Raw genomic sequence first — 25,888 nt, forward strand, 5'->3', positions numbered from 1 at the left:
ATGCGCAATCGGTGGCCGAAAGTGCGCCGCGTCACTGAAAATGCGGTCGAAAACGGACAAAAGTAGGGTGGAGCGGGGTGTCTGGAGGTGGCGTGATGGCCGGAAGGTCGGTGCTCTGTGCGGCGGCAGGCATCACAGCGGCGCTCCTGCTCTCCCCCGCCCCGGCGACCGCGGCCCATGCCGACGCCCCTGCCGTGGCCCGCACGGACGCCGCCGCCGCGGTCCACGCAGACGACAGCGGACCGAGTGCGCGTGCCCTCGCGGACGAGGCCCGCGCCAACCTCCTCAAGGCCCGCTCGGTGCATCTGACGTTCACGGACCACCACACGCGCGGCGGCCGTGCCACCCCGGCCTCCATGGATCTCGACCTGGACCGGGCCGGGAACTGCGTGGGCCGGCTGATGATGAGCGCGGGCGGCGGCAGCGTCGAACTGGTCAAGCGGGGCGATCAGGTGTGGATGAAGCCGGACACCACGTTCTGGAAGGCGCAGGTGCCCGGCCGGCAGGGCGAGACCGTCGCCGAGGTCTTCAAGGACCGCTACATCCACGGCTCCACGCACGACTCGGCGCTGAGGGGCATGGCCGGCACCTGCGACCTGACCGCCTTCCAGCAGCGGGCCGCCGCCGGCTCGGCGCACGGCGCCAAGCTGACCAAGGGCAAGGAGACGACGCGCGACGGCACGAAGGTGATTCCGCTGAAGGGCATGAAGGACGGCAAGAAGACGGTCATGTACGTCACTTCGGCCCTTCCGCACCAACTGGTCGAGGCCACCCGGAAGGGCGCCGGCACCGACCAGTCCCTGACCTTCACGGACTACGACGAGCCGGTCCCCTCCGCGACCCCGGCCGCGAACGACTCCGTGGACGTCTCCAGGCTGTTGCGGGAACTGCGGAACGCCTGAACGGGCGCGGGCCCCACCCCCGGAGAACCGGAGCGGGGCCCGCGTGGCCTTCTACGGCGAACCCGCCGGAGGCCGGATCAGATCAGGCCGAGGCCGCGGACCGCCTCGCGCTCCTCCTCCAGCTCCTTGACGGAGGCGTCGATGCGGGCGCGGGAGAACTCGTTGATGTCCAGGCCCTGGACGATCTGGTACGTGCCGTCCTTGGTGGTGACCGGGAAAGAGGAGATCAGGCCCTCCGGGACGCCGTAGGAGCCGTCCGACGGGATGCCCATGGAGGTCCAGTCGCCCTCGGCGGTGCCGTTGACCCAGGTGTACACGTGGTCGATGGCGGCGTTGGCGGCGGAGGCGGCCGACGAGGCACCGCGGGCCTCGATGATCGCGGCGCCGCGCTTGGCGACGGTCGGGATGAAGTCCTCGGCCAGCCACTTCTCGTCGCCCACGACCTCGGCGGCGTTCTTGCCGGCGACGGTGGCGTGGAAGACGTCCGGGTACTGGGTGGCGGAGTGGTTGCCCCAGATGGTCAGGCGCTTGATGTCGGCGACCGTGGTGCCCGTCTTCTTCGCGAGCTGGGTCAGCGCGCGGTTGTGGTCCAGACGGGTCATCGCGGTGAAGCGCTCGGCCGGGACGTCCGGCGCGGCGGCCTGCGCGATGAGCGCGTTGGTGTTGGCCGGGTTGCCGACGACGAGGACCTTGATGTCGTCCGCGGCGTGGTCGTTGATGGCCTTGCCCTGCGGCTTGAAGATGCCGCCGTTGGCCTCCAGCAGGTCACCGCGCTCCATGCCCTTGGTGCGCGGGCGGGCGCCCACCAGCAGGGCTACGTTGGCGCCGTCGAAGGCGACGTTCGGGTCGTCCGTGATCTCGATGCCCTGGAGCAGCGGGAAGGCGCAGTCGTCCAGCTCCATGGCCGTGCCCTCGGCGGCCTTGAGCGCCGGGGTGATCTCCAGGAGGCGCAGCTTGACCGGCACGTCCGCGCCGAGCAGCTGGCCGGAGGCGATGCGGAAGAGCAGGGCGTAACCGATCTGGCCGGCCGCGCCGGTGACGGTGACGTTCACGGGAGTGCGGGTCATGGCGTTCTCCGTATGACAGCTGGCGGTGGGGCGTCCCTGCCCCGGGCGGATGATCGATCTCTTGGCATCAAGAGAGATCCAGCGGTCAGGCTATCGCGCATCCGGCATGCGAGACGTCCGGGGCCGTGTGGCTCACCCCACAAGGGGATCACCAGGGATGTATCGCCGGGGCGGCGGGCCGGGACGGGTACGACACGGCGGCCGCCCGTCCGCGTGAAGGGGACGGAGGCGGCCGCCGGTTGGGGGGACCGGCTCGCCGGAATCCCGTGGGGGTACGGTCCGCCTGCCCAGGATCGGGGCGGCCATGCCCGTTGCCGCGGAATTTCCCCTTCCCTGTCCGGCGCGCGCCCCGTCCGTCATCCCGTGCGGCCGGTCCGCCGTCGTACCGCGGTCACTGCGTGCGGCCGGTCCGCCGTCGTCCCGCCGTCATCGCGTGCAGCCCGTCCGCCCGGACGCCAGGGTCGCGCAGGCCTTGGCCTCCGCCGCGTCCTTCACGGCGACCATCGGGGTGTACGCGATGGCGTCCCCGGCGGCGGTGATGTCCCCCGTCTGCCGGACCTTGCCCGCGGACACCTGCACCTTGTCGCCCTGCGCACCGCCGGTGACGCGGCCCCAGGCCGTACCGCAGATCTTGCTGTAGCGGACCTCCACGGTGGTGGTGCCGACGGTCGCGGACTTGGCGGTGGTCACCACGTCGCCGCTGCATCCCATGGCCTCGGCGTCCTTGCCGTTGCAGGCGGAACCGGCACACTTCACCCCGGGGGGCAGGCTCGCGCGGGTGCTGGCGCTCGGGGAGGGCGACTTGGCGGCGCCCCCGCTCTCGTCGCCGTCCCGGTGGGTGAAGAAGAAGACGGCGGCGATGACGACGAGCACGCCGACCAGGCCCGCGAGGAACATCGTCAGCCGCTGCCGGCCTGCGGACCCCTTGGCCGCCGCTCGCGACTGCGGGGCCGCGGGCTGTCCGGCGTAGGGGCTCGGGGGGTCCGGCGTCCAGGCGGGGCCTTCCGGCCGGACCGGGGGCCGCGTACCGGGACGGGCGCTCGCCGGTGAGGGGCCCCGATACCCGGCGAGACGCCAGGAGTTGCCGCCGGAGGAGTCACCGTCCGCCGGTCCGGTCGCACCCCGGACGGCGTCACCGGCGCCCGGACCGCGACCCGCGCCCTCGCGCAGTCCGCCGCCGGCCGCCTCCCGCCCGGCCACGCCCCAGGAGTTCGTGCCGGCCGGGGCGGATCCGCCGGCGCCCTCACGTGCCGTCCCCGGCCCGGCCGGGGACGGCAGATCCGTGCCGGTGCCCGTGCCGCGCTCCGCGTTCTCCCGGGCGTCTGCGTCGGGGGCCGTGGGCTGGGCGGGGATCGTCGGGGAGACACCCCCGGGCCCGGCGATGCCCGGGGTCACGGTGGTGCTGCCGCCCTTGCGGGCGGACGGCGCGCCGTCCGCCTCGGCCGCCCCGAACTCCCCGAGCGCGGCACGCGCCTGGGAGATCCGGATCGCCTCCATCGTGCGGTCGTGTCGCGCCTCCGCCCGGCTCCAGGCGCGTTCGGCCAGCTCCCACATGGTGGTGAGGTGGACGGGACTGGTGCCGGTGACCTCGGCGAGCGCGACGACCGCACCCTTGGGCGCGAGCAGCCGGCCGCCCAGATAACGCTCCCAGGACGTCTTGCTGTAACCCGTGCGATCGGCCAGCGCCGCGATGCCCAGGCCGCTGCGGTCCACGAGCCGCCGCAACTGGCTCGTGAACTCCTTGATCTGCGGGTCCAGATCCTCGGGCAAGGCCTTCCATCGAGGCATCGCTTCCCCCTCTTCCCCCGGTCGGTGCTGTTGGTCGCGCGCACGGCCCCCCGGCCCGCCCCCGTGTTCCGGTGCCCATGCTGGCTACCCACAGGGATGCGCTGTCCAAGGATCCCAGTTCCCGGAGTGGGGGCGCACAGGAGCATGGACCGCCGCGGCGATACCCCCCGGTGCTACGGCGTCTTCGTAACGTATCCCGGACTGTCAATAGGTCGACACCGGAACGACACATGCGGCAGTGCGCGCGGACACCGTAGCGGAACGGTCACTTCCGTGCCACAGCGCGGGGACAGGCGTTGAACAGGGGATGCACGGGCGGAAGGCTGAGTCCGGGCGGTGGCTCGTCCTTGCTCGGGGGAGGGGACGGGCCGCCGTTCCGCCCGGCCGGGGGGCCTCAGCCGCCCGGGGTCACCAGTCCCGTCTCGTACGCCAGCACCACCGCCTGGGCCCGGCTGCCCAGATCGAGCTTGGTCATCGTGCGGTTGAGGTGGGTCTTGACGGTGGCCTCGCTGATGTAGAGGCGGTCGGCGATCTCCCCGTTGGACAGACCGCGGGCGGTGAGCTTGAGGACCTCCACCTCGCGGGAGGTGAGCACACCGAGGCCGGACGAGGGCATGGTGCCCGGGGCGGGGGCCTGCTGCCGGGCGAACGCCTCCACCAGGCGCCGGGTGACGCTGGGCGCGAACAGCGCGTCGCCGCCGTCGACCGCGGTGACGGCGGCGAGCAGCCGTTCGGGCCCGGAATCCTTGAGCAGGAACCCGGAGGCCCCGGCGCGCAGTGCCCCGTACACGTACTCGTCCAGGTCGAAGGTGGTCAGCACCAGCACCCGGGGCGGGCGGTCGGCGGCCTGGGCGAGGATGCGTTCGGTGGCCTCGATGCCGTTGACACCGGGCATCCTGATGTCCATGAGGATCACGTCGGGGCGCGTCTCGGCGGCGAGCCGTACGGCCTCCTCGCCGTCGCCCGCCTCGCCCACCACCTCGAAGCCGGGTGCGGCGTCGAGCAGCCCGACGAGTCCGGCGCGGATGAGGAACTGGTCGTCGACGACGAGCACTCTGGTCATGCCGTACGGTCGTCCCCCCGCCGTGCGTCTACCGCTCCGCCTCCGGTGCGCCCCTGCGGCTGCGCTCGGCCGCCGAGGTGGGCAGGGTCAGACGGACCTCGTAGCCGCCCTCGGAGCGTGGGCCGACGCTGATCGTCCCTCCGTAGAGGTTGGCCCGTTCGCGCATGCCAATCAAGCCGTGGCCGCCACCCGCCGGCACTCTGGCCGGATTCGTCCCCTCCCCGTCGTCGGTCACCCGGACGGCCAGCTCCTGGGTGCCGTACCGGAGTTCCACGTGCGCGCGTGCCGGGCCCGCGTGCTTGAGGGCGTTGGTGAGGGCCTCCTGGACGACGCGGTAGGCGCACAGTTCGACGCCGGGCGGCAGCGGGCGCTCGGTGCCCTCGACGGCGAGGTCCACGGGCAGACCGCCGGCCCGGACCCGGTCGAGGAGTTCGCCGAGCCGGGCCAGGGTGGGCATGGGGGCCCGTGCGGGCGCCTCGGGGTCCTCCTCGCGCAGCACCTGGAGCATGCGCCGCAGTTCCTCCAGGGCCTCGCCGCTGGTGTCCGCGATGGTGCCGAGCGCGCCGCGCGCCTTGGCCGGGTCGGAGTCGAAGACGAACCGGGCGAGGCCCGCGTGCACGGAGATCACCGACATGTGGTGGGCGACGACGTCGTGCAGTTCGCGGGCGATCCGGCCGCGCTCCTCGGCGACCGCGCGCCGGGCCTGCTCGGCCTGCTCGGCGCGCAGCCGCCGGGTGAGTTCGGCGGACCGGCGGGCCAGGTGCCCGAACCAGACCAGCACCGTGCAGTACAGCAGGGCCGGTCCCAGAACCGACCCCGGTGACGAGGGACGCACGACCAGCCCGGCGTAGGCCCAGACGGCGGTCATGCAGACGGCGCAGGCCACGGCGACCCGGACCGGGCAGACCGACGCCACCGTGTACAGCGCCAGCATGGAACCGAAGGTGCACAGCACCGGCCAGTAGCCCAGTCCGTCGTGGACGACGGTCACCACCTGCAGGAAGGCGAACACACCGAGCGGCCACCGGCCGCGCAGGGCGACCGGCAGCTGGGCGAGGGCGACCAGGACGTGGCCGCGGGCGTCGAGTTCCGCCCAGCCCTGCGACCGCGACTCCTGCCCGAGCAGGAGGGCGACCACGGCCATGGCCACCGCGATCAGCGTGTCCACGACGAGCGGGCGGGGGGTCCTCGGTCGCATCGCCGCAGGGTAACGCCAGGAGACCGACCGGGAAGTCAACCGGGTGCGGTACCGCGCAGGTTGCGGAAGCGGAAGCGGCTACCACCGCGGGCGGCAAGGCGGTTCGACCCGAGGGCGGAAGCGGTGCGCGGGCGGGCGGACGTGGCGTCGGTGACGGGGAGGCGCCGGTGGCCCGCGTCCCCCGGGGGAGGCGCGGGCCACCGGCGCTGACGGCGCTACTTGGCGAGGGTGAAGTGCAGGGTGTCCTTCAGGAACGGGATCTCCAGCAACGGGCGGGGCTGGGCCATCAGCGACAGCAGGACGATCGCCAGGCCGAGGATGCCGTAGGTGGCGATGTCCGTGAAGCGGGAGCGGACGGCGAGCATGCCGACGCCGGGCAGTATCCAGCGCATGACCGCGCCGGCCAGCAGGGCGGCCCCGATCAGCAGGGTGCCGTAGCGGAACACGTCGAGCGCGGTCAGCAGCAGGCCGAGCGCGACCGCCGACAGCACGACCAGCACGGGCCACTGCCGGGCGGGCGCCGGGGCGTCGCCGGGCGCTGCCCGGCCGCCGCCCTCGGGGGGCGCGGTGTCCTTGGTGAACAGCGGGAAACGGCGTGTGGTCCGCCGCGGGCGCCCCTGCGCGTCAGGGGCGCTGATCGCGTCGCGGACCGTCGGCTCCGCCTGCCCGCGACGGTCCTCAGCCGGCACTGCGCTCCGCCGCCTCGACCACGTTGACCAGCAGCTGCGCCCGGGTCATCGGGCCGACACCGCCGGGGTTCGGAGAGATCCAGCCGGCCACCTCCACCACGTCCGGGTGGACGTCGCCGACGATCCTGCCCTCGGCGTTGCGGGAGACGCCGACGTCCAGGACGGCCACGCCCGGCTTGACGTCCTCGGCGCGGATCAGGTGCGGGGAGCCGGCCGCCGCGATGATGATGTCGGCCCGCTTCAGGTGCGCGGACAGATCACGGGTGCCGGTGTGGCACTGGGTCACGGTGGCGTTCTCGCTGCGCCGGGTGAGCAGCAGCGGCATCGGGCGGCCGATGGTCACGCCACGGCCCACGACCACGACCTCGGCGCCCTTGATCTCCACACCGTGGGCCCGCAGCAGGGAGAGGATGCCGTTGGGGGTGCAGGGCAGCGGGGCGGGCTCGTTCAGGACGAGACGGCCGAGGTTCATCGGGTGCAGGCCGTCCGCGTCCTTGGCCGGGTCCATCAGCTCCAGGATGCGGTTCTCGTCGATGCCCTTGGGCAGCGGCAGCTGGACGATGTAGCCGGTGCAGGCCGGGTCCTCGTTCAGCTCGCGTACGACCGCCTCGATCTCCTCCTGCGTGGCCGTGGCGGGCAACTCGCGCTGGATGGAGGCGATGCCGACCTGCGCGCAGTCGCGGTGCTTGCCGGCGACGTATTTCTGGCTGCCGGGGTCGTCCCCGACCAGGATCGTGCCGAGGCCGGGCGTGACGCCCTTCTCCTTCAGCGCCGCCACGCGGGCGGTCAGATCGGACTTGATCGCGGCTGCGGTGGCCTTGCCATCGAGAATCTGGGCGGTCATGTTCCCATCCTCGCGGATGACCCGTCCCCGGTTCCAATCCGGGTGGCCGGACACCTCGCTTCGCCTCTGTCACGGTGTGGTCCCGGATGTATCACCTCATGATCAGTGATGTTGCACTTGCACAACACCTCATGCTTCCGGCTGGACAAGTAAGAGTCCCCTAAAGAACGATGAGCACACAGTGCCGCGGGCAGTGCCGGGGGGACGGACCGCATCTGTAGAACTCTCCTCCGAACCGTGCCGCGTGTCGTCCCCGCACTTTCGCAACGGAGGAAGACCGCCATGAGCTTTGGCGACCCGAACAACCCGTACGGCCCGCCGCCGTCCCAGCCGCCGACCGCTCCCGGCTACGGCTACCCGCAGCAGCCCGGCATTCCGCCGCAGGGCTACCCCCAGCAGCCGGGATACCCCGGTTACCCCACCGCGAACGTCATGCCGCAGACCATGCCCGGCCTGATGACCACCGCGCGGGTCCTGCTCTACATCGTGGCGGCCGTGCAGATCCTCATCGGCATCTTCGCCATCTTCGGCGCCGCGACGCTCAACGACGCGTCCAACGCGGGCGAGGACACCTTCGGCAGCAACGACTTCTCCGACATCGGGCATGCCGGGGCGGGCGTCATCCTCGTCGTCGCGCTGCTCTTCCTCGGGCTCGCCGGGCTCTCGATCACGCTCGGCGTGAAGTTCTCCCGCGGCGGTCAGGGCATCCGCATCACCACGATGGTCTACGGCATCCTGGGCGCCGTCTTCGGATTCCTGATCCTGATCGGCGCCGCCGACGCGGGCTCCAGCGCCGCGCTGGTGTGGGCCCTGCTGTGGATCGGCTTCGGCGGCATCATGGCGGCGGCGATGATCGTCCCGTCCGGCGCGGCCTGGTTCAACCGCCCGCGCTACTGAGCGCCGCCGACGGGCAAGGCATCCGACTGGGCTGTCTCCCCTCTCGTCAGGGGGCACGGCCCAGTCGCCGTTCGCGGGCGCCGGCACGGCCCCTGCGGTATCACGAGGCAGCCGAGGAAGGCCGTCGACGCACGTCACCGGTCCGGGTCGTTCTCCCAGCGGAAGGACGCGAGGCCGGCCGCCTCCTCGTCGGCACCGGCCGCCCCGGGGGCGTGACCGTCCCCGTGCCGCCGGCGAACGAGGCTCGCCAGGACGACGATCGCGGCGAGCAGGACGGCGATCAGGCAGACGAAGCCCAGTACGAGTGCGGCGATGCCCGCGAGGCCGTATCCGGCCAGTCTCGCGATGACGTCGACCGGGTCCATGCATGAGCACGCCTGCATGCGGCGAGTCTCCCCGCCGGGACGGCGGCTGTGACCGCCCGTTTCCGTACCGTGCCCTGGTATCGGCCGTTCCGGGACCCGAACGCCGGCGGCCCGGCCGCTGACGATCAGCGACCGGGCCGGCAGCACTCCGGCTCAGTGGAAGAAGTGGCGCGTACCGGTGAAGTACATGGTCACGCCCGCCTTCTTCGCGGCCTCGACGACCTGCTCGTCACGGATCGAACCGCCCGGCTGGACGATCGCCCGGACGCCGGCGCCGATGAGGATCTCCGGGCCGTCGGGGAAGGGGAAGAAGGCGTCGGAGGCCGCGTAGGAGCCCCGGGCGCGCTCCTCGCCGGCCCGCTCGACGGCCAGCTTGCAGGAGTCGACCCGGTTGACCTGCCCCATACCGACACCGACCGACGCACCGTCCTTCGCGAGCAGGATCGCGTTGGACTTCACCGCACGGCACGCCTTCCAGGCGAAGGCCAGTTCCCGCAGTTCCTCGGGGGAGAGCGCCTCACCGCTGGCCAGCGTCCAGTTGGCCGGGTCGTCGCCCTCGGCCTGGAGCCGGTCGGCGACCTGGAGCAGCGCGCCGCCGTCGACCGGCTTGACCTCGACCGGGTGGGCCGGGGCGTCGGGGCAGCGCAGCACGCGGATGTTCTTCTTCTTGGTGAGGGCCTCCAGCGCGCCCTCCTCGTAGCCGGGCGCCACGATGACCTCGGTGAAGATCTCGGCGACCTGCTCGGCCATCTCCTTGCTGACCGGACGGTTCACGGCGATCACGCCGCCGTACGCGGAGACCGGGTCGCAGGCGTGCGCCTTGCGGTGCGCCTCGGCGACATCCGCGCCGACCGCGATGCCGCAGGGGTTCGCGTGCTTGATGATCGCGACGCACGGCTCGTCGTGGTCGTACGCGGCACGGCGGGCGGCGTCCGTGTCCGTGTAGTTGTTGTACGACATCTCCTTGCCGTGCAGCTGCTCGGCCGCCGCGAGACCGCCCTCGCCGGAGGTGTACAGGGCGGCGGGCTGGTGCGGGTTCTCGCCGTAGCGCAGGGTGTGGACGCGCTCCAGGGTGGTGCCGAGGAAGTCGGGGAACGCCGACTCGTCGGCCGGGGCGTACGCGGAGGCGAACCAGGAGGCGACGGCGATGTCGTACTCCGCCGTGTGCCGGAAGGCCTCCGCCGCCAGGCGCTTGCGGGCGGCGAGGTCGAAGCCGCCGTCCTTCACCGCGGCGAGGACGTCGGCGTACCGCCGCGGGCTGGTCACCACGGCCACGGACGGGTGGTTCTTGGCGGCCGCGCGGACCATCGAGGGGCCGCCGATGTCGATCTGCTCCACGCACTCGTCGGGCGAGGCGCCGGAGGCGACGGTCTCCCGGAACGGGTAGAGGTTGACGACGACCAGGTCGAACGGCTCCACGCCCAGCTCGGCGAGCTGCTCGCGGTGGCTGTCCAGACGCAGGTCGGCCAGGATGCCCGCGTGCACCTTCGGGTGCAGGGTCTTCACCCGGCCGTCCAGGCACTCGGGGAAACCGGTCAGCTCCTCGACCTTGGTGACGGGGACGCCGGCGGCGGCGATCCGGCCGGCCGTGGACCCGGTGGAGACGAGCTCGACACCGGCCTCGTGCAGCCCGCGCGCGAGGTCCTCGAGACCGGTCTTGTCGTAGACGCTGACGAGCGCGCGACGGATGGCCCGCTTGTTGCTCTCGGCGGTCACTGGATAACTACCTTTCGTCCCTCGATGCGATAGCCGTTGCGGGCGAGCCGCCCCACGACCTCGACGAGCAGCCTTCGCTCGACTTCCTTGATGCGCTCGTGCAGCGCGCTCTCGTCGTCCTCGTCCCGGACCTCGACCACGCCCTGGGCGATGATCGGCCCGGTGTCGACGCCGTCGTCGACGAAGTGGACGGTGCAGCCGGTGACCCTGGCGCCGTACGCGAGGGCGTCACGCACGCCGTGGGCCCCGGGGAAACTGGGCAGCAGCGCCGGGTGGGTGTTCACGAACCGCCCGCCGAACCGGGCGAGGAACTCCTTGCCGACGATCTTCATGAACCCGGCGGAGACCACGAGGTCGGGCTCGTACGCGGCCACGGCCTCGGCGAGGGCGGCGTCCCACTCCTCGCGGCTGCCGTGGTCCTTGACCTTCCGCACGAAGGTCGGCAGCCCGGCCCGCTCGGCGCGGGCGAGCCCCTCGATGCCGTCGCGGTCGGCCCCGACGGCGACGATCCGAGCACCGTACGACTCGGCTCCGGTGCGCTCGATCTCGTCCAGGAGCGCCTGCAGGTTCGTGCCGGAGCCGGAGACCAGCACGACGAGGCGCTTGACCGCTGGGCCAGCGGGGGTGGCGGCCACGATGGGGCCCTTTCTCGGGGTGGCGATGTGTCCGGCCGGCGTCTTGTACGTTCGTACGAAGGCTTCACACCTCCCGATACGGGGAAGTCTACGAAGCGGCCGACCGTCAGCAACGATACCGGCACTGTGCACAGCCCCCACGGGACGGGGGCGTGGCCGGAAGGTAGCGTTCGCAGGGAATCGAGAAGGGGCAGCCTCGGGAACGCGGTCGTCGTGCGGTGCGTTCACGGGGTGGAAGCTCCCGCCGGACAGCCGTAGACACCTAGGGGAAGACGCTCTTTTGATGCCCGATCGCAGCCTGCGACTCCTCACGTTCCCGCCGCTCCCGGCCCAGGGGGGCGAGCGCGGCGCCGTGCTGCTGCGGGAGCGGCCGGCCTCGCCGCCCGAGGCACCCCAGGGTGGGCGGGACGGCGACGGGCGGGGCGGCGAGCAGCAGGACGACAATCCGTTCGCGCCGCCGCCGGAAGGCACCCCGGACCGCCCCTGGCAGCCCCGCCACCCCGAAGGATCCTCCGGCCACGGCGCCGGTTCCGGCCACGGCCCCGGTGGCGGCTCCCCCTGGGGCAGCCAGTGGAGCGACCACCAGCCGGGCCGCTCCCCCGGCGGCTTCGGCGAGCGGCCCGGCGGCGGCCCCCAGGGGCCGGAACCCGGCGGACCGGCCGGCCCCGGCATGCGCTGGGACCCCACCGACCCCGCCCAGCGGCGCGCGCGGTACGCCTTGCTGTCGGGCATGTGGGCGGTCTTCTTCGCCCTGTTCAGCTGGCCGTACGTGGCCCTGCTGCTGGGCGCGCTGGCCCTGTACTGGGGCATCAGCGCGCTGCGCGCCGAGCCGCGGACCCCGGACCCGGCCACCCCCGCGCCTCCCGGCGGCCGGCCCCAGAGAACGGCGGCCATCAGCGGCCTGGTCACGGCGTCCCTGGCACTGGTCCTGGTGGCCTCGACCTTCACCGTCCAGCTGGTCTACCGCGACTACTACACCTGTGTCGGCGACGCCCTCACCCACGAGGCCAAGCAGTCCTGCGACAGGCTCCTGCCGAAGGAGCTGCGGGGGGTGCTGGGGGTGGACGGCGACTGACGTCGCGATGGGGCGCGACCAGCGGTCCTGCGAACCGGCCACCGGCGTGGTGATGCGATGACGGTGGGGCGGCGGCGCCGTGCGGTCAGATGGACCAACGGTGTCCTGGATCCGCACGTCAGCGGTTTGCCTCCGGGACCGCAGGGCCTGCCTCCGGGGCGGACGGCGGTGTGCCGGGGGTCTGAGGTGGGTCGTTCGGGGCCGGTGGCTGCCCCGGGAGCCCGTCGCAGTCGCGGGAGGCGGCGGCCTCTCTCAGGGACGCCCAGCGGGAGGCGCGCGCGAGTTCCTCGTGCCAGTCGGGGGTGAACGGGTCGTCGGCGGGGAGGAAGTCGTAGAGCTCCTCCCCGGCGGCGCCGGCCGTGTCGGGTACGCCGTCCGGCCGAGCGGTCGCCTTTCCCTTGGCGTTCTTGGGCTTGGCGGCGTCATTGGGCTTGGTGGCGCCGTCGGTCTTCGTCGCCGACTCCTTGGCCTTGCCGGAGTCCGTCCCGTGCCCCTTCGGCTTCCTGAACCTCGTCCGGAGTTCCTTCTCCCCCTCGGAACCCGCCGCAGGTTCCGCGTTCCCGGGGTCCGCCTCGGGTCCCGTCCCCTGTCCGGACGTCTTCACCTGTGCCGGTGCCTGCGCCGGCTCCTGCGACGCGGCCTTCGTCGCGGCCGCGACCGCCCCCACCCCCGTCTCCTTTCCCGTCTCCCTGCCCTGCGCCGGGATCGCGTCGGGCCGCGTCCGCCGGCTCCACAGCCGCCAGGCCCGTACGGTCAGCGCCACCGGCATCCCGAACACCGCCGTCCAGGCCCCGGCCGCACCCCCGGTCTGCCACCACACCGGGCCGAAGCGGGCCAGTGCGGCCACGCCCAGCGGGCCGCCCGCCAGCGCGGCGAGCAGGCCCAGGACCCCCGCGCAGACCACCGCCGTCAGCAGGACCAGCATGGCGGTGCGACCGGCCGACCAGCGGGCCCGCGCCGCTTCCCCGGGTTCCCGCCGCACGGCCGCCCGCGCCACGAACCACCCCGCCGTCACCCCGGCCGCCACCGGCACCAGCCCCGTCGCCCAGTTCGGCTGCGCCCCGGCGCCCGCGTCCGGCACCGCCGCCAGCAGCGGGAACGGCGGCAGCAGCGGGGCCGGATCGGAGGCGAGCGGGTGCACCGGGTGCCCGGCACCGAGGACGAATCCGGGGCCGAGTGCGTAGGACGCGGCCCACACCGCCGCATTGGGGATGAGCGCGATGCCGAGCAGCAGCACGGCGAACCGTCCCGTCCAGCCCTCCGTCAGCTGCAGGAAGGACGCCCGCGCCGTGTCGCCGTGCCACACCAGTGACACCCCGAGCAGCAGCGTCCCGCCCCCGACGAGCACCGCCGTCGCGGCACCGGCGGCCCGTACGGCCGCACCCAGCAGCACCCGCGCCCCCGCCGACGACACCAGCCGCCGCACCGGCCCAGGGAGCACCGCCGGCACACTCAGCGCCGTTTCCGCTGCTCTCGGCTCCGCTCGGGCGGGAAGCCGCCCCCCGCGGGCGCGGTGGTGCGCCGACCACGTCCCGGCCCCCGCCGCGGCCGACGCGACGAGCGGCAGACACACCGTCACCCAGGGCCAGTCGGGAAGCAGTTCCCCGCGGGAGCAGTACAGCGCGGCCGCGCCGCCGACGCCGAGGTAGCCGAGGACGACGCCCGTCCACACCGTGAGCACCGGCACCGGCGGCGGCCCGTCGGGGTCGGCGGAGACGTCCGACGCGTCGCGCGCCGCCCGGTACAGCAGCCACACCGGCAGCGCGAGCAGCAGCAGCGGGGTCACGCCCACCGGCAGGGGCGCCCCGGAGAGCGTCTCGGTGCGGACCAGTTGCACCCCGTGCGCCAGCAGCCACAGCGCGGCGGCGATATGCAGCGCGCCGCCCGGTCCGCTGTCGGGGTACGGCGAGCTGATCCACATCGCCAGGACGAGTACGGCGAGCGAACCGAGTCCGAGCCCGGCCGCGACCGCACCGCCGAAGATGCTTGCGGCCAGTCCGGACGTACGGTCGCGCATCCGGGCGAGCAGAGGCGGCGACGGCGGTCGGTGAGCGGTCATCTGGATCACGGACGCCATGCTCCCAACGACACGCGCTTTCCCCTCGTAACAGGCGAACCTCCGAAGTGTCGCTCAATATACGTTTATGTTCTTTTTCGTACGAAAGGGTGCATGGTGACGACGCAAAGCTCTGCCACCCCGCTGCCACCGCCGGAAGAACGCCGACGCCTGCGGTTGTCCCACGCACTGACGCAGGCTCAGCTCGCCGCGCGGCTCGGCGTCAGCCGCGCCACGGTGCGCGCGTGGGAGTCCGGCCGCCGTGTCCCCGGCGGAAGCGACGGCGAGGCGTACGCCCGGCTGCTGACCACGCTCGCCGAGCCGACGGCCGCTCAGGAGCCGCCGGGAAAGGCGTACGGGCCCGGGAGCGAAACCGCACCGGTCCCGCCCGAGCCGCTGACGCCCGCTCAGGCCTTCGACGCGCTGTACGCGTTCTGCGCCCCCGCCCTCGTACGGCAGACCTATCTGCTCACCGGGCGCCGGGAGCTGGCCCGCGAGGTCGTGGAGCGGGCCTTCCAACTGGCCTGGCAGCGCTGGCCCGAGGTGGCCCGGGACCGGGACCCGGCCGGTTGGGTGCGGGCGATGGCGTACGACTACGCGCTCTCCCCCTGGCACCGCTTCCGCCCCCGGTACCGGCACCCGGAGCCCCCGCCGGCCGACCCGGCCGATCGCGCCCTGTTGCATGCCCTGCTCGAACTCCCGCCGGCGTACCGGCGCACGCTCGTCCTCTACGACGGTGTGGGCCTCGACCTGCCGGAGACGGCGGCGGAGACGGAGGCCAGCACTCCGGCCGCCGCCAACCGGCTGACCCACGCCCGCGAGGCGCTGGCCGCGTGCCTGCCGGAACTGGCCGATCCCGCCGAACTCCACCGCCGCCTGCTCGTACTGGCCTCGGCGGAGCGCTTGCAGGCGGCCAAGCCGACGGTGGTGCGGACCGGCGGTGAACGGCGGAACGTCTTCTGGACCCGGGCGGCCATCGCGTTCACGGTGACGATCATCGGGGCGACGACGCTGACGCTGCGGACGGCGCCGACGCGGTACGAGGCACCGATCGCCCCGGCACAGGCGGTACACGGCGTTCCGCCCCCGGCCGCTCTGGGCCCGCTGTCGCAGGAGGAGGAGGCGTTGAGAGCCAAGCTGCGCAGGGCGACCGCCGGTCCCGAGAGGCTGGCTCCGGAGACGCGGTGAACGCCCGGCGGCCCGCCGCGGGGCCGCAGGCCGTCTGCCGGCCCGTCGTGGGCCGCTCGCGCGGCTCCCCGCACCGCCAAGGGCTGCGGTCGCGCCGGCGCGCAGTGCCGCGCCCTGCGGTCAGCCGGCCGTCGGGGCGGCGCCCGTCCCGGAGAAGGGCGGCTACCACCGGCGTGGCGAGCGGAAACGCCGGTGGGCCCGCCCCCACCCAGGGGAACGGGCCCACCACCGACGTGCGGCGGAGAGACTCAGGCGCTCAGGATCTCCCGGGCCAGCTTCGCCGTCTCGGTCGGGGTCTTGCCGACCTTGACACCGGCGGCCTCGAGGGCCTCCTTCTTCGCCTGGGCGGTACCGGACGAACCGGAGACGATGGCACCGGCGTGGCCCATCGTCTTGCCCTCGGGGGCGGTGAAGCCCGCGACGTAACCGACGACCGGCTTGGTCACGTTCTCCTTGATGAAGGCCGCGGCCCGCTCCTCGGCGTCGCCACCGATCTCACCGATCATCACGATCAGGTCGGTCTCGGGGTCGGCCTGGAACGCGGCGAGGGCGTCGATGTGGGTGGTGCCGATGATCGGGTCACCACCGATGCCGACGGCCGTCGAGAAGCCGATGTCCCGCAGCTCGTACATCATCTGGTACGTCAGCGTGCCGGACTTCGAGACCAGGCCGATGCGGCCCGGCTTGGTGATGTCGCCCGGGATGATGCCGACGTTCGACTGGCCCGGGGTGATGATGCCGGGGCAGTTCGGGCCGATGATGCGGGTCTTGTTGCCCTTCTTGCCGGCGTACGCCCAGAACGCGGCCGTGTCGTGCACGGCGATGCCCTCGGTGATCACGACGGCCAGCGGGATCTCGGCGTCGATGGCCTCGACGACCGCGTCCTTGGTGAACTTCTCCGGCACGAAGATGACGGAGACGTTGGCGCCGGTCGCCTCGATGGCCTCCTTGACGGTCCCGAAGACGGGTACCTCGGTGCCGTCGAAGTCCACGGTCTGACCCGCCTTGCGCGGGTTCACGCCGCCCACGACGTTCGTGCCGTCACCGAGCATGAGCTTGGTGTGCTTCATGCCGGTGGCGCCGGTCATGCCCTGGACGATGACCTTGCTGTCCTTGTTGAGCCAGATAGCCATGGTGGTTTGAGTCCTCGTCCTCGTGCTTACTTGGCGGCGGCCAGCTCGGCGGCCTTGTCGGCCGCGCCGTCCATGGTGTCGACGCGCTGCACCAGCGGGTGGTTGGCGTCGGTGAGGATCTTCCGGCCCAGCTCGGCGTTGTTGCCGTCGAGACGGACGACGAGCGGCTTCTCGACCTTCTCGCCGCGGTCCTCCAGGAGCTTCAGGGCCTGCACGATGCCGTTGGCGACCTCGTCGCAGGCGGTGATGCCACCGAAGACGTTCACGAAGACGGACTTGACGTCCGGGTCGCCCAGGATGATCTCCAGGCCGTTCGCCATCACCTGGGCGGAGGCGCCACCGCCGATGTCCAGGAAGTTGGCGGGCTTGACGCCGCCGTGCTTCTCACCGGCGTACGCGACGACGTCCAGGGTGCTCATGACGAGACCGGCGCCGTTGCCGATGATGCCGACCTCGCCCTCGAGCTTGACGTAGTTGAGGTTCTTCTCCTTGGCGGCGGCCTCGAGCGGGTTGGCCGCGGCCTTGTCGTGGAGCTCCTCGTACTCGGGGTGGCGGAACTCGGCGTTCTCGTCCAGCGACACCTTGCCGTCGAGGGCGATGACGTCACCTGAGGCGACCTTCGCGAGCGGGTTGACCTCGACGAGGAGGGCGTCCGACTTGATGAAGGTGTCCCACAGCTTGATCAGGACGTTGACGACCTTGTCCGCGACCTCGGCCGGGAACTTGGCGGCCTCGACGATCTCGCGGGCCTTGGCCTCGTCCACGCCGTCGATGGCGTCGATCGCGATCTTGGCGACGGCCTCCGGACGGGTGGCCGCCACCTCCTCGATCTCCATGCCGCCCTCGACGGAGGCGATGGAGAGGAAGGTGCGGTTGGCACGGTCGAGGAGGAAGGAGACGTAGTACTCCTCGACGATCTCCGGAGCGGTCTCGGCGATCATGACCTTGTGGACCGTGTGGCCCTTGATGTCCATGCCGAGGATGTCCGTCGCCCGGGCGACGGCCTCGTCCGCGGAGGCGGCCAGCTTGACGCCACCGGCCTTGCCGCGACCACCGACCTTCACCTGCGCCTTGACGACGGACTTGCCGCCCAGCCGCTCGGTGATCTCGCGCGCCGCCTCAGGCGTGTCGATGACTTCACCGGCCAGCACCGGTACATCGTGCTTGGCGAAGAGGTCCCTCGCCTGGTACTCGAACAGGTCCACGCGCTTCCGTCCCTATCAGTGATCTCGCGGTTCGTTGGATGCGTGGGCGTGCCGCGAAGGGCAACGTGACGTCCGCATGGGTCACAGGGGAAGCGCACACGGTGTCCGAGCGCGCGGCATGTCCGTCTCGCAGGTTATCGCTGCTTGCGGGGGGCCCCTAAATCGCGGGTCACACCTGAGCGGTGATACCTGTCACATGATGCCGGGATCGCTGGCACGGGGTGCCGACATATGGGTGGCGTACGGGTGATGTGCGAGGCCTCACCGGGCTGGGGTTGACCCGGTGAGGCCTCTGGACGAGCCCCTGAGGGGCCCGGGACGGTTGATCCCCACCCCAATGGGGACCACCCGCCCCTTCCCGCGGGGGCCGGCCGGACGAACCGACGGCGTTCGGCCGTCCGGGCCCGTTCGCCCCCCGCGGAGCCGGTCGCGAAACCTCAGACCTGACCGACACCGTGGGTGTACGTCAGGTCCTGGGCGTAGCCCGGGGCGACGGACCGGGCGACTCCCCGCGCTCCGGTGACGGCATGCCCGGCCAGCGGATCGCCGGTGGCCTGCGCGGTCCCGCCGAGGTCCTGCGCGAACGTCCCGGCCTGCTGTGTGAAGGGCCCCGTCCCGCGGACGACCCCGCCCGCGTACGGCTGCACATCGCCGGCCACGCCGTACGCCAGCGCGCTCGCGCTGCCGCCGACACCGTCCACGGCCGGCCGCACGGTGCCGGTGACCGTGTCCACGACCGGCTCCACGGTCCCGGTGACTCCGGCCGCGAACGGCGGCACCTGCCCGGCGACGTCCTCCGCGAGGAGACCGGTCTGTCCGGTCACCCCGTGGGCGAGCGGCGGTACGGCGCCCACGACACCGCCCGCGAAGGGCCGCACGTCACCGGCGACGCCGTACGCGAGCGCCCCCACGTCCGTCACGGCCTGCCCGGCGACCGGCACGGCCTCGTGCACGGCCGTCCCGGCGACGGGCGGCAGCACGGCGTGGGCGGCGTCGGGGGCCACCTGGCCGACCAGACCGGTGGCGTAGGGCGGCAGGTCGGCGAGGGCGTCGACGGCGACACCGTGCACGCCCGCCACCGCGTGGCCGGCCACCGGCAGGGCGCCGTTCACGGCGGTGGACGCCACCGGCGGGACGGCCGCGGAGGCCGTCTCGTCGACGACCGGCGTGACCGTGCCCGGAACGGTTCGTACCGTGCCGACGAGCCGCTGTTCGACGCCGGCGGCCGTGCCGGTGACGTGCGCGGGCACGGCGGCGACGGTGGCCTCGGCGGCGCCGGTCGCCTGCGTCGCCTCACCGTGCCCGAGGGCGGCCGCACCGGCGGCCCGGCCCTGCGCCCCGGCCGCGGTCTGCTGTGCCGTCGTGCGCACGGCGCCCGGGACGCCCTCGGCCCGCCGGCGTGCGGCCGACTGGGTGGCCTGCAGCTTCGCCTGGGCGGCGGCCAGAGCCTGCTCCACCTCCGGGGCGAAGGAGGAGAGAGGGCCGAAGAGGTAGTCGATCTGGTCCTGGGCGGCGGAAAGAGAGAGACGGGCGGCCGTGTGGCTCGCCTCGACGGCCCGGCCGGCCCTCGCCGTGGTCCCGCCGGCGAGTCCGTCGCCCGCTGCCCGCGCGTGCTGCGCGGGCACCTCGGCCCGGGTCTGGGTGGCACGGGCGGCGCGGGCACCCTGGATGGCCTGGCCACCCCGGATCTTCCCGGCGGCCGGGGTCTTCGCCTCGGCGTGGCGGGGGGCCTGGTCGGCCGTGCCGGTGACGGTCCTGCTCTGCTGCTGTGCCCCGGCCGCCGTGCCCGAGACGGTCGAGGTGGCCGACGCGCCCGTGTCGGTCAGGCCGGAGACGGTGCCGTGGACGCCGGTGAGGGTGCCGTCGACGCCGGTGAGGACACCGTCGACGGTGCCGGTGACGATGCCGAGGCCGGCGCCGGTGCTGCCGCTGTCGGCGTCCGGTGCGGAGAGCGCCGGGGTGGACAGCTCGTCGGCGCTGGCCACGGCCGAGCCGAGCGCCCATGCGCCGGTGACACCGGCGGCTATCACGATCGAGCGGCGGATGTTCTTGTTCATGCGTGCGTCAAGTCCTTCGGAGAACGGCTAGAGGGGGTTCCGTCCGGAAAGTGCCGGGAAGGCCGGCGGGTCCGGCGGAGCGGGCAGACCTGTTCCGCCCCCGCGCGACAGGTCCGTGGCGGGGAGGTCGGCCCTGTGGCCTAGCCGGGGAAGACGGGGATGTCCCGGTGCCGTTCCCGGGTCTCTGATGCGTCGACGCGCGCGGTGATGCCGGGCAGGAGCCGCACAGGCGCCCGGCCGTCGGCCGTGACGGCATGCGCGTCGCCATGACGGGAGGCGGTGCCGTCGGCCGCCTGCGTGCCGAGGACGCCCTCCGGGTCTCCGGTGGGCGCGGGCTGCTCGGGGCTGTCGCCGGGTGCGGTGGCGTGGCGGGTGGCCGGGTCCGCCAGGATCTGAGGCGTGGCCAGGGGGGCGAGGTCCGGTCCGTACACGGTGGCCGAGGGCCGTGCGGATACGGCGGTACGCGCCTCGATGCGGGCCTGGGCGTTCTTGCCGTCCGCCGCCGGCGCCGTGCTGTCCTGCCGGTGCGGCCGGGGTTCCGGCGTGGACGGTGCGGGCAACGGAGGCTCGGGCAGTCGCTCGGAGACTCCGGGGAGTTCCGGCAGAGGCATGGAGGGAGCGGCGGGCACGACGGGAACGGCGGGCACGACGGGAACGGCGGGCACGGAGGGCGCGGAGGGCGCGGCGGGAACGGCGGGCACGGAGGGGACGGAGGGCGGCGTCGGCACCTTGCCCCGCGTTTCCCCGACGGGGCTGGATGCCGTCCGCACGGTGTCCCGTACGGGGGTGACGACCCGTTCGGTGACCGTTCGCACGGTTCGTACCGCATCCTCGGGCCCGGCCACGGAAGTCACCGGCGTCCCCTCGGCCGCGTGTGCCTGCTCCCCGCACAGGAACCCGACCATGAACAACCCGCCGACCAGCAGGGCGAGGTGCAGCGCACGCCGCCCGGCCGCCGTACGCAGGAGGCGCACAGCGGTACCGAACAGAGCGGCGGGCAAGGTCAAGGGACGGAGCTTCCTCGGGTCGGCACGGGCGGCGTCGATCCTCGCACGGTCGGCCCCGGCTGACGCAAGCCCCCTGTTACCGATGGGTAGTCATATCCCTGTTCGGTCTCTTTCCCGCCCTGCGTCACACGGTGTCCGGTATCGGCAGTGGCCGCTTCTCGAGTGCCGCCGCCATCACCTCCGGGAAGAGGTCGGGCGTGCAGGCGAAGGCCGGTGCTCCGAGCGCGGCGAGCGCCGCCGCGTGTTCCCGGTCGTACGCGGGCGCGCCTTCGTCCGACAGGGCGAGCAGTGCGACGAACTGCACCCCGGACGCCTTCATCGCCGCCACCCGCTTGAGCATCTCGTCGCGGATGCCGCCCTCGTAGAGGTCGCTGATGAGCACGACCACGGTCTCGGCGGGCCGGGTGATCTGCGACTGGCAGTAGGCGAGCGCCCGGTTGATGTCCGTGCCGCCGCCGAGCTGGGTGCCGAAGAGCACGTCGACCGGGTCGTCCAGCTGGTCGGTGAGGTCGACCACCGCCGTGTCGAACACGACCAGCCGGGTGCGGATCGACCGCATGGAGGCGAGGACCGCCCCGAACACGGACGCGTAGACCACGGACGCGGCCATCGAACCGGACTGGTCGACGCAGAGGACGACCTCCTTCTTCACGGACTGCGCGGCCCGCCCGTATCCGATGAGCCGTTCCGGCACGACCGTGCGGTACTCGGGCAGGTAGTGCTTGAGGTTCGCCGCGATGGTGCGGTTCCAGTCGATGTCGTGGTGGCGGGGCCGGCTGACGCGGGCGCTGCGGTCCAGGGCGCCGGTGAGGGTGGCCCGGGTGCGGGTCGCGAGTCGCTTCTCCAGGTCCTCGACCACCTTGCGCACGACCGCGCGTGCCGTCTCCCTGGTCGTCTCCGGCATCGCCTTGTTGAGCGAAAGCAGGGTGCCGACCAGGTGCACGTCGGCCTCGACCGCCTCCAGCATCTCCGGCTCCAGCAGCAGGGAGGAGAGCCCGAGCCGGTCGATGGCGTCGCGTTGCATGACCTGGACGACGGTGGACGGGAAGTAGGTGCGGATGTCCCCGAGCCAGCGCGCCACGGAGGGCGCCGAGGCGCCGAGGCCGGCCGAACGGTCCCGCCCCGCCTGCGGTCTGTCCCCCTTTCCGTAGAGCGCGGCCAGCGTGCCGTCCATCGCCGCGTCACGGCCGGACAGCGCGTATCCGGTGCCGTCGGCCTGCTCGCCGCCGAGCACCAGCCGCCAGCGCCGCAGCCGCTCCCGGGCCGGATCGTGCGGGTCCGTCAGCGGTGACTCGGTCGTCATGTGCCCACCCTCACAAGGCTGTCCTCATCGGTCGTGTCGTGCTCCGCTGCCAGGCCGAGCAGCAGCCGCAGCACCGGCAGCACGGCGTCGGCCCGCTCGGTGTCCGGCTGGGCACCGAAGCCGGGTGCCATGGCCTCCTGGCCGTCGCGTCCCGCGCGGTCTCCCGGTCCACGCCGGACCAGTTCGCCGAGGGTTCTGCGCACACCCGGCTCGTAGGCCGCGAACGTGCGCCGCAGCAGCGGCAGGACGTCCGTGAACGCCTCCGCCGGCACCCCGGTCAGCCAGGTGTCGACCAGGCCGAGCAATCGTTCGTCGTGCACCAGCAGCAGGCCGCCCCCGCCGCCGACGAAGCCCTCGATCCAGGCGGCCGCGTCGGCCGGCGGTGTCCCCTGCGACAGCGCGAGCCCCATCAGCCGTGCCGCCTCCTCGGCGTCCAGCGCACCCTCGTCGAGCAGCAGCCGCACGGCCCGGCCCCGGATGACACCGGGCACGGTGTCACGCACCGACAGGCTCCGCAGGACAGCCCGCCAGCGGTCGCGCAGCCCACCGTGACCGGCAGTGGCTCCGGCGTCACCGCGGGCCATGGCGGGGGCGCCGGCCAGGGTTTCCGCAAGTAGTCCCACCGCCGTGTGCACGGCGTCCAGGTGGCTGCGCATCTCCTCCGCCGCGTCCGCGTCGAGCCCGGCGCAGGCCGGGGACAGGCCGACGAAGATCCGCTCGGCGAGGCCCGCCGCGACCCCGGTCAGCGCGCCGGTGTCGGTGCCGCGCACGTCGCCGTAGCGCAGGGAGCGGACCAGCGCGGGCAGGGCCTGCGCGAGGTGAGCGACATCCGTGTCGAGGGCCGCCCGGTCGGCGAGCACCCGCATGACCACGGGCAGGGCGTCCGGCAGCCCGGCCAGCAGGCACTGCTCGGCGAGCGCGGTGACATCGGCCAGGGCGCGCGCGGCGGTCGCGTCCGCCTCGGCCTTGGCCTGCGCCGCGGCGAGCACGGTCGTCCCCCACACGCCCGCCTCGGCGACACGTACCGACAGCTCCGGCTCCCAAAGCAGCCGCCAGGTTTCCCGGAAGGTGCCCGTACTCCCCCGCGATTCGGCCGGCTCTCCCCAGCGGACTCCGAGCAGTCGCAGTCGGTGCAGCAGCCTGCTGCGGCCCGCGTCGGTGTCACCGCGCAGGTCCAGCTCCAGCTCCCGCTCCAGCGCCTCCGGTCTGAGCCGCAGCGAGCGCTGCCGCCGGGCCAGATCGCGCTGCAACGGCACCGCGGGGGCCGACTCCGGGACCTCACCCAGGACGTCCCCGACCACCAGCCGGTCGTGCACCAGCGCCAGCGGCACGTCCGAGCCGTCGCACATCACCGCGCGCACCGCGTCGGTGGTCTCGCCGAGGCCGGGCAGCGGGCGGCCGCGCATCGCAGCCAGGGTCTCGGCGAGCCGTACGGCCTCGATGACGTGTGCGGAGGAGACGATCCGGCCCTCCTCGCGCAGCAGACCGGCCACCTTGGTCAGCCAGCGCTCGACCGGCCGGTCCGGGGCCCGGAACAGGTGTCCGTACCAACCCGGTGAGCCGATGCCCGCGCCGTATCCGCTGGACCGGGCCAGCCGGCGGTGCGTCCACGGCACCCAGGTCAGGTCCGTCTTGACCTTGGGCAGCCCCTTGAGGAGCGCCCGGTCGGCGGCGACGGTGGTCTTCGCGCGCAGCGCCGGCACGTGCCAGGCCCCGCACACCACGGCCACCGTGTCCCCGAACTCCCTGCGCGCGTCGCGCAGCCGGAGCCGCATGTGCGCCTCCCGCACGGCGTCCCGGGGATCTCCACCGTCGCCGGACCTCTCGCGCAGCGCCGCCATGGCCTCCGCCAGTGCGGCGAACGGAGCGAAGGGATCCCGCTCGCCCGCCCACCGGTGCTCGACGACGTCCTCCCACCACCGCTCGGGATCGTCATATCCGGCGGCCTCCGCCAGCGCGCCGAGCGGATCGACACGAACCCGGCCCCCGGCGGCGGAGGCAGGCTCGGCGGGGGCAGGCCCTGCGGGGGCTTGGTCCCCGGCGGCGGGGACGGACTCGACGGGAGCCTCGCCCTCGCCGGCGGGGACGGGAGCGGCGGGGGCCTGTCCCCCGGCCGCCCGCCCGGACTCGGCAGGGGCCAGGTCACCGGCGGCGGGGCCGTCTGCCTTCTCCTCCCACGCGAGTGCCCTCTCCTCCCACGCGAGCGTGTGCGTGGCCGGCAGGTCGATGAAGCGGGCCGGGACGCCGTGTTCCAGGGCCCAGCGGATGGCCACCCATTCGGGGCTGAACTCGGCGAACGGCCAGAAGGCCGAGCGGCCGGGCTCGTCCACGGCGTGGGCGAGCAGGGCGACCGGGGGCCGCAGGTCCGGGTCGGCGGCCAGCGGGATCAGCGCGTCGGCTTCGGGCGGGCCCTCGATCAGGACGGCGCCGGGGCGGGCGGCGTCCAGCGCGGCCCGCACCGCGCGCGCGGAACCGGGGCCGTGATGCCGCACACCGAGCAGCAGCGGCCCGGAGGCGTAGACGGCGCTCCGGCCGGAGTCGGTCATACGCTCACCTCCCGGCAGGCGCGGTAGAAGTCCGTCCAGCCCTCCCGCTCGCGGACGACGGTCTCCAGGTACTCCTGCCAGACGACCCGGTCGGCCGCCGGGTCACGGACGACGGCGCCGAGGATGCCGGCGGCGACATCACCGGGCCGCAGCACCCCGTCACCGAAGTGCGCGGCGAGAGCGAGGCCGTTGGTCACGACGGAGATCGCCTCGGCCGTGGACAGCGTGCCGCTCGGCGACTTCAGCTTCGTACGCCCGTCGGCGCTGATGCCGTCCCGCAGCTCGCGGAAGACGGTCACGACCCGGCGGATCTCCGCGACGCCGTCGGGCGCGGCCGGCAGGTCGAGGGAGCGGCCGAGCTGCTCGACGCGGCGCGTGACGATGTCGACCTCGGCGTCGGCGCTCTCCGGCAGCGGCAGCACCACGGTGTTGAAGCGGCGGCGCAGCGCGCTGGAGAGCTCGTTGACGCCCCGGTCGCGGTCGTTGGCGGTGGCGATGAGGTTGAAGCCGCGGACCGCCTGCACCTCCTCGCCCAGCTCCGGGATGGGCAGGGTCTTCTCGGACAGGATCGTGATCAGCGTGTCCTGCACATCGGCCGGGATGCGGGTCAGCTCCTCCACGCGGGCCGTCATGCCCTCGGCCATGGCGCGCATGACGGGGCTGGGGACGAGGGCGTCGCGGCTCGGGCCGTGCGCGAGCAGCTGCGCGTAGTTCCAGCCGTACCGGATCGCCTCCTCCGGGGTGCCGGCGGTGCCCTGCACCAGCAGCGTCGAGTCGCCGCTGACGGCGGCCGCCAGATGCTCCGACACCCAGGTCTTGGCGGTGCCGGGCACGCCGAGCAGGAGCAGGGCGCGGTCGGTGGCGAGCGTGGTGACGGCGACCTCGACGATCCGGCGCGGGCCCACGTACTTGGGTGTGATCACCGTGCCGTCCGGCAGGGTGCCGCCCAGCAGGTACGTCGCCACCGCCCACGGTGACAGCTTCCAGCGGGCCGGGCGCGGGCGGTCGTCCTGCGCGGCCAGCGCGGCGAGTTCGGCGGCGAAGGCGTGCTCGGCGTGCGGCCGCAACTCCTGGACGCTCTCGTCGCGGCTCGGCTCGGCGGTCGTCGTTCGCACGGACACAGACATGGCTGAGGCCCCCTCCAGCTCGGCCGG

21 protein-coding genes are annotated in these 25,888 nt (G+C 73.4%); 4 read left to right on the top strand and 17 right to left on the bottom strand.

Annotated features, from left to right (window positions below; all coding sequences use genetic code 11):
• Positions 1-95 precede the first annotated feature (95 nt).
• A complete protein-coding gene (locus tag ABZ079_RS01980; protein WP_356937417.1) occupies positions 96-902 on the top strand; it encodes a hypothetical protein in 807 nt (268 codons plus the stop codon).
• A 77-nt stretch (positions 903-979) separates the two neighbouring features.
• On the opposite strand, the gene ABZ079_RS01985 is transcribed toward ABZ079_RS01980, so the two are convergent.
• From ABZ079_RS01985 to ABZ079_RS02010, 6 genes are all read right to left on the bottom strand, one after another.
• Positions 980-1,969 (bottom strand): malate dehydrogenase, encoded by a 990-nt coding sequence (locus ABZ079_RS01985; RefSeq protein WP_356937418.1) that lies wholly within the window; start codon positions 1,967-1,969, stop codon positions 980-982.
• Positions 1,970-2,395: 426 nt separating this feature from the next.
• Positions 2,396-3,757, bottom strand: coding sequence for a DUF2690 domain-containing protein (locus tag ABZ079_RS01990; protein WP_356937419.1), 1,362 nt, complete (start codon positions 3,755-3,757; stop codon positions 2,396-2,398).
• A 394-nt stretch (positions 3,758-4,151) separates the two neighbouring features.
• Positions 4,152-4,820, bottom strand: a complete 669-nt coding sequence (locus tag ABZ079_RS01995; RefSeq protein ID WP_356937420.1) for a response regulator transcription factor — start codon at positions 4,818-4,820, stop codon at positions 4,152-4,154.
• Between the two features lie 28 nt (positions 4,821-4,848).
• Positions 4,849-6,018 (bottom strand): sensor histidine kinase, encoded by a 1,170-nt coding sequence (locus ABZ079_RS02000; RefSeq protein WP_356937421.1) that lies wholly within the window; start codon positions 6,016-6,018, stop codon positions 4,849-4,851.
• 215 nt (positions 6,019-6,233) lie between these two features.
• Positions 6,234-6,707 (bottom strand): DUF3017 domain-containing protein, encoded by a 474-nt coding sequence (locus ABZ079_RS02005; protein WP_356937422.1) that lies wholly within the window; start codon positions 6,705-6,707, stop codon positions 6,234-6,236.
• The gene (locus tag ABZ079_RS02010; protein ID WP_356937423.1) at positions 6,697-7,551 is read right to left on the bottom strand and encodes a bifunctional methylenetetrahydrofolate dehydrogenase/methenyltetrahydrofolate cyclohydrolase; all 855 of its coding nucleotides are present in this window, start codon (positions 7,549-7,551) and stop codon (positions 6,697-6,699) included. The genes ABZ079_RS02005 and ABZ079_RS02010 overlap by 11 nt, the downstream gene beginning before the upstream one ends.
• A 282-nt stretch (positions 7,552-7,833) precedes the next feature.
• Between ABZ079_RS02010 and ABZ079_RS02015 the strand changes: the two genes are divergently transcribed.
• Positions 7,834-8,448 (top strand): hypothetical protein, encoded by a 615-nt coding sequence (locus ABZ079_RS02015; protein WP_356937424.1) that lies wholly within the window; start codon positions 7,834-7,836, stop codon positions 8,446-8,448.
• Positions 8,449-8,582: 134 nt separating this feature from the next.
• On the opposite strand, the gene ABZ079_RS02020 is transcribed toward ABZ079_RS02015, so the two are convergent.
• From ABZ079_RS02020 to purN, 3 genes are all read right to left on the bottom strand, one after another.
• Positions 8,583-8,831, bottom strand: a complete 249-nt coding sequence (locus ABZ079_RS02020) for a hypothetical protein (RefSeq protein WP_356937425.1) — start codon at positions 8,829-8,831, stop codon at positions 8,583-8,585.
• Positions 8,832-8,966: 135 nt separating this feature from the next.
• A complete protein-coding gene (purH, locus tag ABZ079_RS02025; RefSeq protein ID WP_356937426.1) occupies positions 8,967-10,529 on the bottom strand; it encodes a bifunctional phosphoribosylaminoimidazolecarboxamide formyltransferase/IMP cyclohydrolase in 1,563 nt (520 codons plus the stop codon).
• Positions 10,526-11,164, bottom strand: coding sequence for a phosphoribosylglycinamide formyltransferase (gene purN, locus ABZ079_RS02030; RefSeq protein ID WP_356937427.1), 639 nt, complete (start codon positions 11,162-11,164; stop codon positions 10,526-10,528). The genes purH and purN overlap by 4 nt, the downstream gene beginning before the upstream one ends.
• A 283-nt stretch (positions 11,165-11,447) precedes the next feature.
• On the opposite strand from purN, the gene ABZ079_RS02035 reads away from it, so the two are divergent.
• Positions 11,448-12,239, top strand: coding sequence for a hypothetical protein (locus tag ABZ079_RS02035; RefSeq protein ID WP_356937428.1), 792 nt, complete (start codon positions 11,448-11,450; stop codon positions 12,237-12,239).
• A gap of 118 nt (positions 12,240-12,357) precedes the next feature.
• On the opposite strand, the gene ABZ079_RS02040 is transcribed toward ABZ079_RS02035, so the two are convergent.
• Entirely contained in the window at positions 12,358-14,316 is a 1,959-nt protein-coding gene (locus tag ABZ079_RS02040; RefSeq protein WP_356937429.1) for a DUF6350 family protein, read from the bottom strand.
• A 93-nt stretch (positions 14,317-14,409) separates the two neighbouring features.
• Between ABZ079_RS02040 and ABZ079_RS02045 the strand changes: the two genes are divergently transcribed.
• The gene (locus ABZ079_RS02045) at positions 14,410-15,483 is read left to right on the top strand and encodes a sigma factor-like helix-turn-helix DNA-binding protein (RefSeq protein ID WP_356937430.1); all 1,074 of its coding nucleotides are present in this window, start codon (positions 14,410-14,412) and stop codon (positions 15,481-15,483) included.
• A 248-nt stretch (positions 15,484-15,731) separates the two neighbouring features.
• On the opposite strand, the gene sucD is transcribed toward ABZ079_RS02045, so the two are convergent.
• The 7 genes from sucD to ABZ079_RS02080 all read right to left on the bottom strand — a co-directional run bounded on the left by sucD (position 15,732) and on the right by ABZ079_RS02080 (position 25,861).
• Positions 15,732-16,616: a succinate--CoA ligase subunit alpha gene (gene sucD / locus ABZ079_RS02050; protein WP_356937431.1), complete on the bottom strand. Its 885-nt coding sequence runs from the start codon at positions 16,614-16,616 to the stop codon at positions 15,732-15,734.
• 26 nt (positions 16,617-16,642) lie between these two features.
• On the bottom strand, positions 16,643-17,821 hold the full coding sequence (gene sucC / locus ABZ079_RS02055; RefSeq protein WP_356937432.1) for an ADP-forming succinate--CoA ligase subunit beta: 1,179 nt from the start codon (positions 17,819-17,821) through the stop codon (positions 16,643-16,645).
• 437 nt (positions 17,822-18,258) lie between these two features.
• Positions 18,259-19,878: a hypothetical protein gene (locus ABZ079_RS02060; RefSeq protein WP_356937433.1), complete on the bottom strand. Its 1,620-nt coding sequence runs from the start codon at positions 19,876-19,878 to the stop codon at positions 18,259-18,261.
• 140 nt (positions 19,879-20,018) lie between these two features.
• A complete protein-coding gene (locus ABZ079_RS02065) occupies positions 20,019-20,885 on the bottom strand; it encodes a hypothetical protein (RefSeq protein ID WP_356937434.1) in 867 nt (288 codons plus the stop codon).
• 124 nt (positions 20,886-21,009) lie between these two features.
• Complete coding sequence (locus tag ABZ079_RS02070) at positions 21,010-22,188, bottom strand: VWA domain-containing protein (RefSeq protein WP_356937435.1); 1,179 nt, start codon at positions 22,186-22,188, stop codon at positions 21,010-21,012.
• Positions 22,185-24,734 carry a DUF5682 family protein gene (locus ABZ079_RS02075; RefSeq protein WP_356937436.1) on the bottom strand — a complete coding sequence of 850 codons (2,550 nt, stop codon included), beginning with the start codon at positions 24,732-24,734 and terminating at the stop codon, positions 22,185-22,187. Before ABZ079_RS02075 ends, ABZ079_RS02070 begins: the two co-directional genes overlap by 4 nt.
• Entirely contained in the window at positions 24,731-25,861 is a 1,131-nt protein-coding gene (locus ABZ079_RS02080; protein WP_356937437.1) for an AAA family ATPase, read from the bottom strand. The genes ABZ079_RS02075 and ABZ079_RS02080 overlap by 4 nt, the downstream gene beginning before the upstream one ends.
• Between the last annotated feature and the right edge of the window lie 27 nt (positions 25,862-25,888).

This window comes from Streptomyces sp. NPDC006314, assembly GCF_040613075.1.
Lineage (GTDB): Bacteria > Actinomycetota > Actinomycetes > Streptomycetales > Streptomycetaceae > Streptomyces.

Bases quoted from the DNA above. Each gene is read 5' to 3' on its own strand.
- ABZ079_RS02040 (WP_356937429.1), bottom strand. From the start codon at position 14,316: ATGGCGTCCGTGATCCAGATGACCGCTCACCGACCGCCGTCGCCGCCT.
- ABZ079_RS01985 (WP_356937418.1), bottom strand. From the start codon at position 1,969: ATGACCCGCACTCCCGTGAACGTCACCGTCACCGGCGCGGCCGGCCAG.
- sucD (WP_356937431.1), bottom strand. From the start codon at position 16,616: ATGGCTATCTGGCTCAACAAGGACAGCAAGGTCATCGTCCAGGGCATG.
- ABZ079_RS02015 (WP_356937424.1), top strand. From the start codon at position 7,834: ATGAGCTTTGGCGACCCGAACAACCCGTACGGCCCGCCGCCGTCCCAG.
- ABZ079_RS01980 (WP_356937417.1), top strand. From the start codon at position 96: ATGGCCGGAAGGTCGGTGCTCTGTGCGGCGGCAGGCATCACAGCGGCG.
- ABZ079_RS01995 (WP_356937420.1), bottom strand. From the start codon at position 4,820: ATGACCAGAGTGCTCGTCGTCGACGACCAGTTCCTCATCCGCGCCGGA.
- ABZ079_RS02035 (WP_356937428.1), top strand. From the start codon at position 11,448: ATGCCCGATCGCAGCCTGCGACTCCTCACGTTCCCGCCGCTCCCGGCC.
- ABZ079_RS02080 (WP_356937437.1), bottom strand. From the start codon at position 25,861: ATGTCTGTGTCCGTGCGAACGACGACCGCCGAGCCGAGCCGCGACGAG.
- ABZ079_RS02000 (WP_356937421.1), bottom strand. From the start codon at position 6,018: ATGCGACCGAGGACCCCCCGCCCGCTCGTCGTGGACACGCTGATCGCG.
- ABZ079_RS01990 (WP_356937419.1), bottom strand. From the start codon at position 3,757: ATGCCTCGATGGAAGGCCTTGCCCGAGGATCTGGACCCGCAGATCAAG.
- ABZ079_RS02060 (WP_356937433.1), bottom strand. From the start codon at position 19,878: ATGAACAAGAACATCCGCCGCTCGATCGTGATAGCCGCCGGTGTCACC.
- ABZ079_RS02045 (WP_356937430.1), top strand. From the start codon at position 14,410: ATGGTGACGACGCAAAGCTCTGCCACCCCGCTGCCACCGCCGGAAGAA.
- ABZ079_RS02070 (WP_356937435.1), bottom strand. From the start codon at position 22,188: ATGACGACCGAGTCACCGCTGACGGACCCGCACGATCCGGCCCGGGAG.
- ABZ079_RS02020 (WP_356937425.1), bottom strand. From the start codon at position 8,831: ATGCAGGCGTGCTCATGCATGGACCCGGTCGACGTCATCGCGAGACTG.
- ABZ079_RS02010 (WP_356937423.1), bottom strand. From the start codon at position 7,551: ATGACCGCCCAGATTCTCGATGGCAAGGCCACCGCAGCCGCGATCAAG.
- ABZ079_RS02075 (WP_356937436.1), bottom strand. From the start codon at position 24,734: ATGACCGACTCCGGCCGGAGCGCCGTCTACGCCTCCGGGCCGCTGCTG.